The 14,696-nt window shown below is 73.1% G+C and carries 14 protein-coding genes; 6 read left to right on the top strand and 8 right to left on the bottom strand.

From position 1 onward, the window contains the following. Nucleotides 1-30: 30 nt before the first annotated feature. Together ACFYOS_RS18130 and ACFYOS_RS18125 are read right to left on the bottom strand one after the other, a co-directional pair. Entirely contained in the window at nucleotides 31-324 is a 294-nt protein-coding gene (locus ACFYOS_RS18130) for a WXG100 family type VII secretion target (RefSeq protein WP_387142397.1), read from the bottom strand. Nucleotides 325-343: 19 nt separating this feature from the next. Continuing rightward, the gene (locus ACFYOS_RS18125) at nucleotides 344-661 is read right to left on the bottom strand and encodes a WXG100 family type VII secretion target (RefSeq protein WP_387142455.1); all 318 of its coding nucleotides are present in this window, start codon (nucleotides 659-661) and stop codon (nucleotides 344-346) included. Nucleotides 662-895: 234 nt separating this feature from the next. Between ACFYOS_RS18125 and eccE the strand changes: the two genes are divergently transcribed. The 4 genes from eccE (at nucleotide 896) to rarD (ending at nucleotide 4,644) form a co-directional block, all read left to right on the top strand. After that, entirely contained in the window at nucleotides 896-2,701 is a 1,806-nt protein-coding gene (gene eccE, locus ACFYOS_RS18120; RefSeq protein ID WP_387142394.1) for a type VII secretion protein EccE, read from the top strand. 50 nt (nucleotides 2,702-2,751) lie between these two features. After that, nucleotides 2,752-3,138 (top strand): phage holin family protein, encoded by a 387-nt coding sequence (locus tag ACFYOS_RS18115; protein WP_387142391.1) that lies wholly within the window; start codon nucleotides 2,752-2,754, stop codon nucleotides 3,136-3,138. Nucleotides 3,139-3,232: 94 nt separating this feature from the next. Then, nucleotides 3,233-3,721 (top strand): GNAT family N-acetyltransferase, encoded by a 489-nt coding sequence (locus ACFYOS_RS18110; RefSeq protein WP_387142388.1) that lies wholly within the window; start codon nucleotides 3,233-3,235, stop codon nucleotides 3,719-3,721. After that, on the top strand, nucleotides 3,718-4,644 hold the full coding sequence (gene rarD / locus ACFYOS_RS18105) for an EamA family transporter RarD (protein WP_387142385.1): 927 nt from the start codon (nucleotides 3,718-3,720) through the stop codon (nucleotides 4,642-4,644). The genes ACFYOS_RS18110 and rarD overlap by 4 nt, the downstream gene beginning before the upstream one ends. 6 nt (nucleotides 4,645-4,650) lie before the next feature. Here rarD and ACFYOS_RS18100 read toward each other — a convergent pair whose 3' ends face one another. After that, entirely contained in the window at nucleotides 4,651-5,337 is a 687-nt protein-coding gene (locus ACFYOS_RS18100) for an anti-sigma factor family protein (protein WP_387142382.1), read from the bottom strand. Further along, nucleotides 5,334-5,828 (bottom strand): sigma-70 family RNA polymerase sigma factor, encoded by a 495-nt coding sequence (locus tag ACFYOS_RS18095; RefSeq protein WP_387142452.1) that lies wholly within the window; start codon nucleotides 5,826-5,828, stop codon nucleotides 5,334-5,336. Before ACFYOS_RS18095 ends, ACFYOS_RS18100 begins: the two co-directional genes overlap by 4 nt. A 224-nt stretch (nucleotides 5,829-6,052) precedes the next feature. On the opposite strand from ACFYOS_RS18095, the gene ACFYOS_RS18090 reads away from it, so the two are divergent. After that, nucleotides 6,053-8,173, top strand: a complete 2,121-nt coding sequence (locus tag ACFYOS_RS18090) for a PhoX family protein (protein ID WP_387142379.1) — start codon at nucleotides 6,053-6,055, stop codon at nucleotides 8,171-8,173. Between the two features lie 80 nt (nucleotides 8,174-8,253). Here ACFYOS_RS18090 and ACFYOS_RS18085 read toward each other — a convergent pair whose 3' ends face one another. Beyond that, a complete protein-coding gene (locus tag ACFYOS_RS18085; protein WP_387142376.1) occupies nucleotides 8,254-9,036 on the bottom strand; it encodes an IclR family transcriptional regulator in 783 nt (260 codons plus the stop codon). 153 nt (nucleotides 9,037-9,189) lie between these two features. Between ACFYOS_RS18085 and ACFYOS_RS18080 the strand changes: the two genes are divergently transcribed. Next, complete coding sequence (locus ACFYOS_RS18080; protein WP_387142373.1) at nucleotides 9,190-10,371, top strand: MFS transporter; 1,182 nt, start codon at nucleotides 9,190-9,192, stop codon at nucleotides 10,369-10,371. A 61-nt stretch (nucleotides 10,372-10,432) separates the two neighbouring features. On the opposite strand, the gene ACFYOS_RS18075 is transcribed toward ACFYOS_RS18080, so the two are convergent. The 3 genes from ACFYOS_RS18075 to ACFYOS_RS18065 form a co-directional block, all read right to left on the bottom strand. Continuing rightward, on the bottom strand, nucleotides 10,433-11,515 hold the full coding sequence (locus tag ACFYOS_RS18075; RefSeq protein ID WP_387142370.1) for a polyprenyl synthetase family protein: 1,083 nt from the start codon (nucleotides 11,513-11,515) through the stop codon (nucleotides 10,433-10,435). Between the two features lie 89 nt (nucleotides 11,516-11,604). Further along, complete coding sequence (nuoN, locus tag ACFYOS_RS18070) at nucleotides 11,605-13,158, bottom strand: NADH-quinone oxidoreductase subunit NuoN (protein WP_387142367.1); 1,554 nt, start codon at nucleotides 13,156-13,158, stop codon at nucleotides 11,605-11,607. Beyond that, entirely contained in the window at nucleotides 13,155-14,687 is a 1,533-nt protein-coding gene (locus ACFYOS_RS18065) for an NADH-quinone oxidoreductase subunit M (protein ID WP_387142364.1), read from the bottom strand. Before ACFYOS_RS18065 ends, nuoN begins: the two co-directional genes overlap by 4 nt. Between the last annotated feature and the right edge of the window lie 9 nt (nucleotides 14,688-14,696).

Genomic DNA, 14,696 nt, shown 5'->3' with positions numbered 1-14,696 from the left:
GGACCTGCCGCGCCGCCGCCCCGCAGGCGGTCACTGGAACAGGCTGGCGTTGCGCTTCTCGGTGTCGAGATAGTCGGCGGCCGAGTCCTCCACCGCCAGCTTGATGTCGCGCAGCATGGCCTGAAGGTCCTGCGAGGCGGCCCGCCACCGCGCCTGCCGCTGCTCGTACGCCTCGCGCGCCTCGCCGGACCAGCTCGCGACCAGCGGAGCGGCATCCCGCTCGAGCTGCCCGAGCTGGCTGTCGAGGGTGTTCAGCGCCTTCTGGATGTCCACGCCGGCCTGTTGCAGCGCGGCGAAGTTGACGACCAGCACACCGTGGTCCATGGGATCCGTCCTTCCTGGGTCAGAGCGGCAGCTGGATGCCGCGGTGCGTGCCGGCCACCCGGCCGGCGGCCTCGGTGTCCGAGACGTCGTACTGCTGGCCGGCGGTGCGGATGGCGGTCGCGGTCTCGCGCAGGGCCCGCTGGAGGGCGGCCTGGTCCTTCGCCCACTGCTGCTTGACCTGCTCGAACGACCGCCCGCCAGCGCCCCGCCAGGCCTGCTGCAACACCTCCAGCTCGGCCATCAGGCCACTGAGCATGGTCTGCAACGACTGGTCCACCTGGTCGAACTTCGCGGCGGTCTGCTGCAGCACCGCGGCTTCTGCCTGGGTCTGGGACACCCCGGACGTCACCTCGTCTCCTCGGTCGTGGCGGGCCGCCGGAACGACCACTGTGGACTCGCCGGAGCGCGGCACCGGAGTCGGGAACAGGGGACGGCACGCGCTCGGCGGAACTCGTCGCTGACGGTAGCGGCCCGACTCCGGTTCGGCTACCCCCTCATCATCCCCTGTGGACAACGAAGCCTTACGATGAGCCACGGCAACGTCACCCGACGAGCAGGCGGAGGAGGCGCGGTGGCGGCGACCACGACCGGCCGGCCGGCGCCGTCGGCTCCACCCGCGCCACGGTGGACGGCCCGTCCCGTCCCCGGCCTGCGGGCCGGCCAGGTGGTGGCCGCGCAGGTGGCGGTCGCGGTGCTCGTCGCGGCCGTCGGCCGGGGGGTGGCGGTGACCGCGGCGGCCCTGCTGCTGGCGACGCTGCTGCTGCCCGGGACCTGGGTGCGGTGGCGCGGCCGGTGGCTCTACGAGTGGCTGCTGATCGGTCTCGGGCACCTGGCCCGGCGGCAGGCCCTGCCGGCCACCGCGGGGCCGTCCGCGCTGGTGGAGCTGGTGGCTCCCGGGGCGTCGGTGCATCCCGCCGAGCTCGCCGGCGGCCCGGCCGCCGTGGTCGACGACGTGGTCGGGATGACCGCGCTGCTGGAGATCGGCGACGCCGGTGACCTGCTCGGCGACGGGCCGCGATCCCTTCCCGGGCCGCTGTCCCTGCTTCCCCCGCCCGGCCCGGACAGCCCGCCGGTCCGGATCCAGCTCCTGCTCTCCGCCTCGCCCGCCCCCGCGCCGGCCGCCCGGGCCGGCACCGCCGGGACGTCGTACCGCCAGCTCACCGACGGGCGGCTGGCCGCGCGGGCCCGGGCCGTGCTCGCCGTCCGGGCGCTCCGGACCGACGGCTGGTCGGACGGGGAGCTGCGGCGGGCGCTCTCCGGCGCGGTCCGGCGGATCGTCCACCGGCTCGGCCCGCTGACCGGGCGTCCGCTGGGCGGGCCGGCCGTCCTCCGGGTGGTCGCCGAACTGGCCCACCAGGACGGCGGCGCGCCGGTCCGCGAGTCCTGGCAGGCGGTGACGGCGGGCGGGCTGGTTCAGGCCACGTACCGGCTGCACCGCTGGCCGGACCCGCGTACCGACGCGGGGCGGCGGCTGGTGTCCCGGCTGCTGGCGCTGCCGGTCACCGCCGGCACCGTCGCGCTCTGCGTCGGCCCGCACGCCGGCGCCGCCCCGGTGCCGGTGGAGCTGACCGTACGGCTGGCCGCCTGGACCGCGACGGAGCTGTCGGTCGCCGACCGGGCGCTGCGCCGGCTCGTCGGCGACCTCGGCGCGGAGGTCCGCCGGCTCGACGGTGAGCACCTGGACGGCCTGGCCGCCACCCTGCCGCTGGCGACGGCCCGGGGCGGCACGGCGGCGGCCGGGGCGGACCTGGACGCGCTGGAGCTCTCCCTCGGCGAGTCCGGGCTGATGGTCGGGACCAGCCGGCACGGCGGGCCGGTGACCATCCGCCTCTTCGGCCCCGGGGCGACCCGGCTGCTCCTGGTCGGCGGGATACCCGCCGCACAGCTCATGGTGCTGCGGGCGCTGGCCCTCGGCGCGCGGGTGGTGGTGCAGACCGCCCGGCCCCGGGTGTGGGAACCGTTCGTCCGCGCGGTGGGCGCGCCCGGCGGGGTGGTGCCGCTGATCCCGCCCGGGCGGCCGGTGGGCGGCGCGCCGGGTTCGCCGCTGCGACCACTGCTGGTGGTGGTCGACGCTGGGCCGGTGCCGCCCGACGTCGGCGCGGCGGGGGCCTGGCGGTCCGTCCTGGTGGTCCGGGACGAGCTGACCCCGGCGGACACGCCGACGCTCGCCCGGGCCGATCTGGCGATCCTGCAACCGCTCGACCCGGACGAGGCGGCGCTGGCCGGCGTGGCGCTCGGTCTCGGCGGCTCGGCGGACTGGCTGACCCGGATCCGGGACGACATGGTCGCCGTGGTCAACCGGCGCGCGCTGCGCTGGGCGCTGCTCTCCCCGACGCCGATCGAGTCGCAACTGATCGGTCGCCCGAGCCGCCGTTGACCGGTCCTTGCGGGTTCCGCGAGTCGACGCTACATGGCACGATCCCGGCCATGGATTTTCTGAAGGGTCTTCTGATCCGGGTGGGCTCGACCGCGGTGGCCTTCTGGCTCGCCACGCTGCTCATCCCGGGCATCACGCTGAACACGGCGTCGGTCACCGAGAAGGTGACCACGCTGGTGCTGGTCGCGGTGATCTTCGGCGTGGTCAACGCCGTGCTCCAGCCGATCATCAAGACCGTCGGTTGCGGCTTCTACCTGCTGACCCTCGGCCTGATCGCGCTGGTGGTCAACGGCCTGCTCTTCCTGTTGACCAGCTGGATCGCCGGCCAGGCCGGGCTGCCGTTCCACGTGGACGGTTTCTGGCCGGCCGCGCTGCTGGGCGCGCTCTTCGTCGGCATCGTGACGTGGATCCTCGGCGCCGTCCTCGACCGCGACTGATCCCACACCACCCGTCGATTCCCGCCCACCGGCCAGGCCAGTGGGCGGGAATTGGCTCGTGAGGGGCGGGTGGGGCGGTACTAGCGTCGAGCGGGTGTTCACCCTGACCCGGCCTGACGGCTACCAGCTCAGCACCGACCCGGCACGGCTCGACCTCGACCGGGTGCACCACTGGCTCTCCACCGACGCGTACTGGGCGCTCGGGCGGGAGCGGGACACGGTCGAGCGCGCGTTCGCCGGCTCGATCGGGTTCGGCGTCTACCGGCCGGGGGACGGGCGGCAGGTGGCGGTCGCCCGGGTGGTCACCGACCGGGCCACCTTCGCCTGGCTCTGCGACGTGTACGTGGACCGCGACGAGCGCGGCCGGGGGCTGGGCATCTGGCTGGCCGGGTCGGTCCGCGACCACCTGGCCGGGCTGGGCGTACGCCGGATTCTGCTGGCGACCGAAGATGCGCACGGGGTGTATGTCAAGGTCGGCTTCACCCCGGTCGAGCCGGACCGGTGGATGAAGTGGGCAGCGCCGGTGACCCAGGTCACCGGAAAGGAGCAACACGCCGCTTCACCACTTACGGTGGAGGCGTGAACCAGACCCGCCTCGGCTACCTGTACGGCTTCGGCGCGTACCTGCTCTGGGGTTTCTTCCCGATCTACCTGAAGCTGCTCCGCCCCGCCGGACCGGTGGAGATCCTCGCCCACCGGATCGTCTGGTCGGTGGTCTTCGTTGCCCTGCTGCTGGCCGCGATGCGCAACATCGGCTTCCTGCGCGCGCTGGCCCGGCGCCCGCGGGCACTGGCCGGCATCGCCGCCGCGGCCGCGCTGATCGCCGTCAACTGGGGCACCTACATCTACGGGGTGAACTCCGACCGGGTGGTCGAGACCGCGCTCGGCTACTTCATCAACCCCCTGGTCATCGTGCTGATCGGGGTCTTCCTGCTGCACGAGCGGCTGCGCCCCGCGCAGTGGGCGGCGCTCGGCGTCGGCGGCGTGGCGGTGGCGGTGCTGACCGTGGACTACGGCCGGCTGCCGTACCTGGCGCTCGTCCTGGCCTTCAGCTTCGCCGGGTACGGGCTGGTCAAGAAGCGGCTCGGGCTGCCCGCCGCGGAGGGGCTCTTCGTCGAGTCGGCGGTGCTGGCGCTGCCCGCGCTGGCGTACCTGGGCTGGCTGACCCGGCACGGCGCGGCGACGTTCGGGCACGTCTCGACCGGGCACACCGTGCTGCTGGTGCTGGCCGGTGCGGCCACCGCGATCCCGCTGCTGCTCTTCGCCGGGGCGGCCAACCGGCTGCCGCTGACCACCATCGGCATGCTGCAGTACGTCGGCCCGATCCTCCAGCTCGGCTGCGGGGTGCTGATCTTCCACGAGCCGATGCCGCCGGCCCGGCTGGCCGGCTTCGGGCTGGTCTGGCTCGCCCTGATCGTCTTCACCGTCGACGCCCTGCGCAACGCCCGCCGGACCCGGGTCGCGGCGCGGGCCGCCACGCCCCCGGTCCCCGCCGCGACCCGCTGACCCCGGTCAGCGGAAGTCGTAGGCGAGGACGGGGGTGTTGTCGGCGCGCAGTAGTTCGAGGCGGACCAGTTCACCGTGGGTGAAGTGGGTGGCGCCGATCATGCGGAGGTTGTCCCCGGGGGCGGCCAGCCAGGTGGCGACCTGCTCCGTCGCGCCGTCCGGGCCGTGCGCCACCAGCCGGAAGGTGTACGCCTCCCGGTGATCCGTCCGCTGGTCGTACCCGCAGTGCAGGGTGACCTCGGTGCCCCACTTCTTGTCGGTCAACCCGACCTCGGCGTGCAGCGGGACCGGGCCGGCGACCGGCCGCATCGCGGTCAGGGCCACCTGCGGCGTCGGCGGGACGGCCGGGCGGACCAGGGTCACCCCGACGCCGGCCAGCACGGCGAGGACGGCCGCGGCGAGCGCGGTCAGCGCGTACCGTCGGCGCGACCGGGACCGCTCGCGGCGCCGCTGCTCCCGGGCGGCGTCGAGCAGCGCGGGCAGCCGGGAGGTCTCCGACGTCGCCGGCAGGAACTGCTCCAGCCCGGCCGGGTCGAGCCGACCCAGCAGGCCGGGCAGCACGGCGATCTCGGCCACCGCCTCCCGGCAGGCCGCGCAGCCGGCCAGATGCCGCTCGTAGGCGGCCCGTTCGGCCGGAGCGAGGGCACCCAGCACGTACGCGCCGTCGTCGTGCGCGAACTCGCAGCGGGTCATCGGGTCACCCCCATCTCGGCCAGGACCAGCCGTAGTGAGCGCAGTGCGTAGTGGGTACGGGACTTCACCGTGCCCGGTGGCACCCCGAGCCGCGCGGCCGCCTCCGCCACCGACCGGCCCTGGTAGAAGCACTCCACCAGGACTTCACGATGGGTGGGGCTGAGTCGGTTCAACGCCTCCGCCACGGTCCACGCCTCCACCGCGCGCTCCGTTTCGTCGACCGCCTCCGGAGGCTCGGGCAGCTCGTCGGTGTACACCTCCCCGATCCGGGTGGACCGGCGCCGCCAGGCGTCGATGGCCAGGTTCCGCGCGGTAGTGAAGAGCCAGGCCCGCACCGAGCCGCGGGTGGGGTCCAGCGCCTCCGGGTGCCGCCAGGCCCGGAGCAGCGTCTCCTGCACCAGGTCCTCGGCCCGCGACCGGTCCCCGTTCACCAGCCGGAGGGCGTGCGCGAAGAGCGCGTCGGCGTGCTCGTCGTGCAGCGCCCGCAGCAGTTGGGCGTCATGGTCGCTGATGGCGGTCTCCTCGCGTCGAACGGCGAACCGCATTCCCATTCTGATACGCGCCGTGACGCCGCCCGGTTCAGCCCCGCTCACGGGCAGGTGTTCACATGTGATTCACGTCCCAGTCCAGGCCCGCTCATCCCATCCTGGCAGCGTCCGGCACGCGCGACTGATCTCGCGCGCCGCCGACGTCTTTCCTCAGGAGGCCTCTCCCCATGAGCGACCGTCCTCGCCTGCTCCCGCTCCTGGGCGCCACCCGTCACGGTGCCCGCGACGCGATGACCTGCCAGTACCGGTGCGGCAACGCCTGCGACCACCCGGTGCCGAACTCGTCCGCCAACCCGTACTTCGGAGACCTGGTGCAGGCCCAGGTGTCCCGGCGCGGCGTGGTCCGCGCCGGTGCCGTCGGCGCCCTGGTGCTCGGCTTCGGCGGGACCGTGGCCGGCGCGCTGGCCGGCGCCGCTCCGGCCGCCGCCGCGCCCGCCGCCCCGGCCGTCCCCGGCGCGGGCGAGGCCGCCGCGCCGTCCGGTGGCGTGGGCAGCGGCGCGCTGACCTTCAAGCCGATCCCCCCGAACAAGCTCGACACCCTGGTCGTGCCGAACGGGTACGACCACGCCGTCGTGATCAAGTGGGGCGACCCGGTGGTGCCCGGCGCGCCAGAGTTCGACGCGCACGGCCAGACCGCCGCCGCCCAGGCGGAGCAGTTCGGCTACAACAACGACTTCGTCGGTGTGCTGCCGATCGACCGGAAGCGGGCGCTGCTCGTGGTCAACCACGAGTACACCAACGAGGACCTGATGTTCCCCGGCTTCACCAGCCAGGACGCGCTCTCGGTCGAGCAGCTGCGGGTGGCGATGGCCGCGCACGGCATGTCCGTGGTCGAGCTGGAGCGGGTGGAGGGCACCGGACGATGGCGGCCGGTGGGCCACGGCCGGCGGCCGTACAACCGGCGGGTCACCGCGCTGGCCACGACGTTCGAGCTGACCGGCCCGGCCGCCGGCTCGGCCTGGCTGCGCACGGCCGCCGACCCGAAGGGCCGCACGGTGGTCGGCACGCTGAACAACTGCGCCGGCGGGGTCACCCCGTGGGGCACCGTGCTCTCCGGCGAGGAGAACTTCAACCAGTACTTCGTCGGCGGCGACGGCGCGCCGGCGGAGCTGAAGCCGAAGCTGGCCCGCTACGGCATCCCGACCGACGTGCGCCACCCGAGCGGCAGCCGCAAGTGGGACCGCGCCGACGAGCGCTTCGACCTGGCCAAGCACCCCAACGAGGCGCACCGCTTCGGGTGGATCGTCGAGATCGACCCGTTCGACCCGGACAGCAAGCCGCGCAAGCACACCGCGCTGGGCCGGTTCAAGCACGAGGGCGCCAACGTCATCGTGGCGAAGGACGGGCACGTGGTGGCCTACATGGGCGACGACGAGCGCTTCGACTACCTCTACAAGTTCGTCTCGGACAAGAAGTTCCTGCCGGGCAGCTCCTCGGTGGCCCGCAAGCACAACCTGACCCTGCTGGAGTCCGGCACGCTCTACGTGGCCGCCCTGGAGGGCAACAGCGCCGCCGAGGTCGACGGGAGCGGCAAGCTCCCCACCGACGGCGCGTTCGACGGGCGCGGCCGGTGGATCAAGCTGGTCAGCGGCAACCGCTCGTACGTCGACGGGATGACCGCCGCGGATGTGCTCACCTTCACCCGGCTCGCCGCCGACAAGGTCGGCGCGACCAAGATGGACCGGCCGGAAGACGTCGAGCCCAGCCAGCTCACCGGCAAGGTGTACGTGGCGCTGACCAACAACACCGACCGGGGCAAGGCCGGCAAGGCCCCCGCCGACGAGGCGAACCCGCGCAACCTCAACAAGCACGGGCAGATCCTGGAGCTGGTCGAGGACCGGGCCGACAACACCGCCGAGAGCTTCACCTGGTCGCTGCCGATCGTCTGCGGCGACCCGGCCGATCCGTCGACCCACTTCGCCGGGTACGACAAGAGCAAGGTCTCCCCGATCTCCTGCCCGGACAACGTCGCCTTCGACGCCACCGGCAACCTCTGGATCGCCACCGACGGCAACGCGCTGGGCAGCAATGACGGCCTCTTCGCCACCGCCCTCGAGGGCCCGGAGCGGGGTCACCTGAAGCAGTTCCTCACCGTGCCGCTCGGCGCGGAGACCTGCGGCCCGTTCATCACCCGGGACAACCGCTCGGTCTTCGTGGCCGTGCAACACCCGGGCGAGATCACCGGCGCGTCGGTGGAGAACCCGGCCTCCACCTGGCCGGACGGCGACTTCGCCAAGCCCGGCGTGGTGGTCACCTGGCGCCTCGACGGCGGCCCGATCGGCAGCTGACGTTTCCCCTGGCGGTTCGGCGCTGGACCGCCTCGCAGGGCCCCTCCCCCCGCCGGGGAGGGGCCCTGCGGCGTCCGGGTCTAGGCTTCGGCGGCGATGCCGTCGGCGATCGCGCGGGCGGCGGTGAGCAGCTTGGCCCGCACCACCCGGGCCGAGGTCATCATCTCGCTGGCCGGCAACGCGCAGGCCAGCACCACCCGGCGCTCGAGGTCCTTGTCCGGGGTGACCAGCACCGCGGCGCAGGCCACCCCCTGCCGGAACTGGCCCAGCTCCAACTGCATCCCCCGCCGGTCACCGGCGGCCAGGTCGGCCTCGAACGCGTCGGGGGCGGTCAGGGTGGCGCTGGTGAACGGGCGCATCCCGTATTCCCGCAGGTAGCGGAAGCGCTGTTCGGCGGTGAGGGTGGCGAGCAGGCTCTTGCCGAGGGCGGTGGCGTGCGCCCCCTCGTCGAAGCCGGGCACCAGGTCCTCCAGGTAGGGCGAGCGAGACCCCTCGGCGACCGCCGTGACCGCCACCTGGCCGCCGACGAAGCGCCCCAGGAAGTGGCTCCACCCGGTGTCCGCCGCCGCCCGCCGGAGCGACTCCCCGACCGCCTGCGGCCCGCGGAACGCGGTCACCAGCTCCCGGTACCGATCGGCCACCTCCAGCCCGACGATGTACGTGCCGTCCTCCCGGCGGATCACGTACCCCTCGTACGCCAGGGTGCGGACCAGGTGGTATGTGGTGGCCACGGTCAGCTCGCAGCGGCGGGCGATCTGCTTGACGGTGAGTCCCCTCGGCGCACGACCGACCGACTCGAGCACTCGAAGCGCGCGGGAGACACTTCGGATCAGGTCCGAAGGTTCCGCCAAGGGGTCGCGCACAACCACCTCCGCCGCCGGGGACTTACACCATATGAAAAACCGGCCGAGTGCGAAATGCCTGTTCGTATCGAGGATGCCAGATCAGTGGTGGCGGACCGTGTACCGACAGACACGATCAGCTGCCAAAACGTGACGGCGTAGGTTTGCCTGGAAATGACTGACACCGCGCTGCAGCCCTCGCCCCCCGCGTCCCAGGGAACCGTCCGCGCCAGCGCGGGCGCCATCGCCACCACGATCGCCTGCGTGCTGCCCGTCTTCCTGCTCGGCGGGCTCGCCGTGCAGATGGGCCACGACCTGCACTTCTCCCCCGCCGGCCTGGGCCTGGCCGTGTCGGTCTACTTCGGGATCAGCGCGCTCGCCTCGGTCCCCTCCGGCGTGCTCGTCGAGCGGTACGGCCCGGCCGTGGTGGCCCGCGCCGGCATCCTGCTCTCCGCCGGCTCGCTGCTGGCCGTGGCGGCGCTGGCCCGCTCGTACCCGGTGCTGGTGGTGCTGCTCGGGCTCAGCGCCGCCGCGAACGCGCTCGGCCAGCTCGCCAGCAACGCGGCGCTGGCCCGGCACGTCCCCGCCCACCGGCAGGGGCTCTCCTTCGGGGTGAAACAGGCCGCCATCCCGGTCTCCACCCTGCTGGCCGGCGCGGCGGTCCCGACCATCGCGCTGACCGCCGGCTGGCGCTGGGCGTTCGTGGCCGCCGCCGGGGCGGCGCTGGCCGCGCTGCCGGCCGTGCCCGAGCAGGAGCGCGACCAGGAGAGGACACCCGCCGCCGGTCGGGCGGGGCGGGCGACGGTGGCGCTGGTGGTGGTCGGCCTGGCCGCCACCCTCGCGGCGGCCGCCGCGAACACGCTGGGCACCTTCGTGGTGGACTCCTCGGCCGGGCGAGGCCTCTCCCCGGCCCTGGCCGGCCTCACCCTTACCCTGGGCAGCGCGGTCTGCGTGGTGGCCCGGGTCGGCGCCGGCTGGCTCGCGGACCGCCGGGAGAGCGGCCACGTCACGCTGATCGCCGGCATGCTCGTGGTCGGCGCCGTGGGGCTGGGCCTGCTCGCGCTGACCGGCTCCGGACCGCTGGTCGCGGGCGTGGTGCTCGGCTTCGGCCTCGGCTGGGCCTGGCCCGGGCTGATGAACTTCGCGGTGGTCCGGCTCCACCCGCAGGCCCCGGCCGCCGCCACCTCGATCACCCAGACCGGGGTGTACGCGGGCGGCTGCCTCGGCCCCCTCGGCCTCGGCGCCGTGGCCGCCCACCTCGACTACCCCACCATGTGGGCGGTGGCCGCGGTGTCCATGCTCCTGGCCGCCGTCCTCATGCTCACCGGCGCCCGCCTTCTGACCAGTCCGGCCTGACCCGCCCCTCCCGGCCCAGCTCCGGTGATCGCCGTGGCTCGGGCGGGCGGCGACGTGTGGGTCAGCCGGTGCGGTCGGCGATGTAGTCGCAGAGGGATTCGAGGGCGCGGCGGGCGGGGCCGTCCGGCAGGGGGGCGAGCTGTGCCCGCGCGTCCTCGGCGTAGCTGCGCACGGTCTCCCGGGCGCGCTTGAGCGCCGGGGACTCGCGGAGCAGGCCGAGCGCCTCGGCGTGCAGCGCGTCGTCGACCAACGGGCCGGTGGCCAGGATCTCCCGCAGCCGCACGCTCGCGGCGTCCGAGTCGTCGGAGGCCAGCGCGTAGAGCACCGGCAGGGTCGGTACGCCCTCCCGCAGGTCGGTGCCGGGCGTCTTGCCGGACTGCAGCGACTCGGCGGCGATGTCGAGCAGGTCGTCGGAGAGCTGGAAGGCCACGCCGATGATCTCGCCGTACCCGGCCAGGGCCTCGGTGTGCTCGGCGGACGCGCCGGCGAACATGCCGCCGAACCGGGCCGACGTGGCGATCAACGAACCCGTCTTCTCGGCGATGACATGCAGGTAGTGCGCGACCGGGTCGGTGCCGCGCGGGCCGACCGTCTCGGCGATCTGGCCGTGCACCAACCGGGCGAAGGTGCGCGCCTGCAGGCGGACGGCCTCGGGGCCCAGGTCGGCCGCGGTGCTCGCGGCCCGGGCGAAGACGTAGTCGCCGACCAGGATGGCGACCGAGTTGGTCCATCGGGAGTTGGCGGTCGGGGCACCCCGGCGCACCGCCGCCTCGTCCATGACGTCGTCGTGGTAGAGCGTCGCCAGGTGGGTGAGCTCCATCACCACGGCGGCCGGCACGACCTGTTCGTTGCGCGGGTCGCCGAACTGGGCGCCCAGCGCGACCAGCAGCGGACGGAACCGCTTGCCGCCCGCGTCGAGCAGGTGACGGGACGCCTCGGCGATGAGCGGGTCGGCACTGGCCACGGTGGCCCGCAGCTCGCTCTCGACGCGCTCCAGCAGGCCCAGCACAGACGCCTCGACGCGCGGGTCGGCGAGGTGCAGGCCGATCGCACCGAACTGACCCGTGCCGTCCGGACCCCGACGACCGCCGGAGCCGGTGGCACCTGAACGCTCACTAGCCGGAATCACCACGTGTTCAACCATGCCACACCCGTTCGACCTGCCCGGCGAGGGGGATACGGACCGGGGGCCGGTACGCCACGGCGTACCGGCCCCCGGTGGGACGACCTCGGTCATCGCACGAATTCGGCGGCCCCGTTGGCCAGGTCGAGCAGAGGCGCCGGGGCGACACCCAGGACCAGCGTGGCCAGCACGCCGATGACCAGAGCCGCCGAGGTGAGCGCACCCGGCACGGTGACCGTCGGGGTGGATTCGCCCGGCTCGGAGAGCCACATCATGACCACCACCCGCAGGTACGGGAAGGCCAGCACCATGCTGGTCAGCACACCGGCGATCACCAGCCACGCGTTCCCGCTCCCCCACGCCGGGCCGAAGACGGCGACCTTGCTCATGAAGCCGCTGGTCAGCGGGATACCGGCGAAGGCCAGCAGGATGAAGGTGAAGATTCCGGCGAAGAACGGCGAGCGGCGGCCCAGCCCGGCCCAGCGGGACAGGTGGGTGGCCTCCCCGTCGGCGTCCCGGACCAGGGTCACCACGGCGAACGCGGCGATCACCGAGAAGCCGTACGCGACCAGGTAGAACATCGTGCCGGAGAGCCCGTCCTTGCTCGGGGCCAGCACGCCGACCAGCAGGTAGCCGGCGTTCGCGATCGACGAGTACGCCAGCAGCCGCTTGATGTCCGTCTGGGTCACCGCGAGCACCGCACCGACCAGCATGGTCAGCACCGCCACCGTGCCGAGGACCGGGGTGAAGTCCCAGGCGGCCCCGGCGAAGGCGACGTGGAAGACCCGCAGCAGGGCGCCGAAGGCGGCGACCTTGGTGCAGGCGGCCATGAAGCCGGTCACCGGGGTCGGGGCGCCCTGGTAGACGTCCGGCGTCCAGACGTGGAACGGCGCAGCGGCGGCCTTGAAGAGCAGGCCGATGGCGAGCAGCGCCATGCCGGCGTAGAGCAGCGTCGGGCTGGACGAGGAGTCCGTGACCGCGGCGTGCACGGTGGCGAAGTCGACGCCGGCCGGCCGGCCCGGGATGCCCGAGGTGAAGCCGTAGATCAGCGCCACCCCGAACAGGAAGAACGCCGAGGCGTACGCGCCGAGCATGAAGTACTTCAGCGCGGCCTCCTGGCTCAACAGCCGCCGGCGGCGGGCCAGCGCGCAGAGCAGGTAGAGCGGCAGCGAGAAGACCTCGAGCGCGATGAACATGGTGAGCAGGTCGTTCGCCGCCACGAAGATCAGCATGCCGCCGATGGCGAACGTGGCCAGCGGGTACACCTCGGTGGTGCCGCCGGCACCGTCGGCCTGCCGCCGGTCCTCCGCCGACTCGGCGGTGACCGCGGCGTGGGCCACGAAGGCTCCGCCGCGCTCCACCGAGCGCTCCCCGATGAGCAGCAACGCCATCGTGGCCAGGATCAGGATCGCGCCCTGAAGGAAGAGCGTCGGCCCGTCCACCGCGATGGCCTGGCCGGCGGTGAGCAGCCGGTCGTCGGCGTTGAGGATCACCATGGTCAGCGCGGCGAGCACCGCCAGCAGGGCGAGCGCGAGCTGCACCCCGTTGCGCAGGCGGCGCGGCACGAACGCCTCGACGAGGACGCCGACCAGGGCGGCGCCCAGCATGATCAGGATGGGAGCGAGCGCCGCGTAGTCGAGCGACGGCAACTTCAGCTCGGTCACTTTGCGGCCTCCTGGACGCTGCCGACCGTCGGAGCAGGGTCGGTCCTACCGACGTCCTGCATGGTCGCCTTGACGGCGGGGTTGATGACATCGGTGACCGGCTTGGGGTAGAAGCCGAGCAGCACGATGAGCGCGATCAGCGGGGCGACCACGATCTTCTCGCGCAGGGTCAGGTCACGACGCATGCCGTCGACCTCGGTCAGGGCCGGGTTGAGGGTGCCCTGGGTGGTGCGCTGCACCATCCACAGCACGTACGCCGCGGCCAGGATGATGCCGAGCGTGGCGATCACCGCGACCGGCTTGTTGGTAGTGAACGTGCCGATCAGCACCAGGAACTCGGAGACGAACGGCGCGGTGCCGGGCAGCGCCAGCGAGGCGAGACCGGCGAAGAAAAGCACCCCGGCCAGCACCGGGACCAGCTTGCCGGCGCCGCCGAAGTCGCTGATCAGGGCCGAGCCGCGGCGGGCGACCAGCATGCCCACCACCAGGAAGAGCAGGCCGGTGGCCAGCCCGTGGTTGAGCATGTAGAGCACCGCGCCGGTGCCGGCCTGGGTGGTGAAGGCGAAGATGCCGACCCCGATGAAGCCGAAGTGCGCGATCGACGTGTACGACACCAGCCGCTTGAGGTCGTTCTGCCCGACCGCCAGCAGCGCGGCGTAGATGATGCCGATCACGCCCAGCGCCAGCGCCCACGGGGCGAACCACTTCGACGCCTCGGGGAAGAGCGGCAGGCAGTAGCGCAGGATCCCGAAGGTGCCGACCTTGTCCAGCACGCCGACCAGCAGGGCCGCCGCGCCGGCCGGGGCCGCGCCACCGGCGTCCGGCAGCCAGGTGTGGAACGGGAAGAACGGCGCCTTGATCGCGAACGCGAGGAAGAAGCCGAGGAAGAGCCAGCGGGCCGTGTTGACGTCGATGTCCACCTGGCTCAGCGCCTGCCAGTCGAAGGTCTTCCCACCGACCACCCAGAGGCCGATCACCGCGGCGAGCATGAACAGACCGCCGACCAGCGAGTAGAGGAAGAACTTGACCGCCGCGTACTGCCGCTGGTGGCCGCCGTAGCTGCCGATGAGGAAGTACATCGGCACCAGCATGACCTCGAAGAACACGTAGAAGAGGAAGACGTCGGCGGCGGCGAAGACGCCGATCATCGTGCACTCGAGGACGAGCAGCAGCGCGAAGTAGACCGGCACCGAGCGCTTGGACGACTCGGCGTCGTGCCAGGACGCCAGGATCACCAGCGGCACCAGGATCGCGATCAGCATCAGCATGACCAGCGCGATGCCGTCCACCTCGAAGGTGAAGTTGACGCCCCAGCGCGGGATCCACGCGTACGACTCGCGGAACTGGAAACGGTCACCGTCGGCCTGGAAGGCGATCCACATCACCACCGACAGCACCAGCACCAGCAGCGACCAGCCGAACGCCACCAGCTTGGCCAGGTCCGGCCGGCGGCGCGGCAGCAGGGCCACGACCAGGGCGCCGACCAGCGGTGCCACGGTCAGCACCGAGAGGAACGGGAAGTTGGACATTATTCGGCC

Source organism: Micromonospora sp. NPDC005806 (genome assembly GCF_042871425.1).
GTDB lineage: Bacteria > Actinomycetota > Actinomycetes > Mycobacteriales > Micromonosporaceae > Micromonospora.
This window is presented reverse-complemented; position numbering and strand designations above follow the sequence as displayed.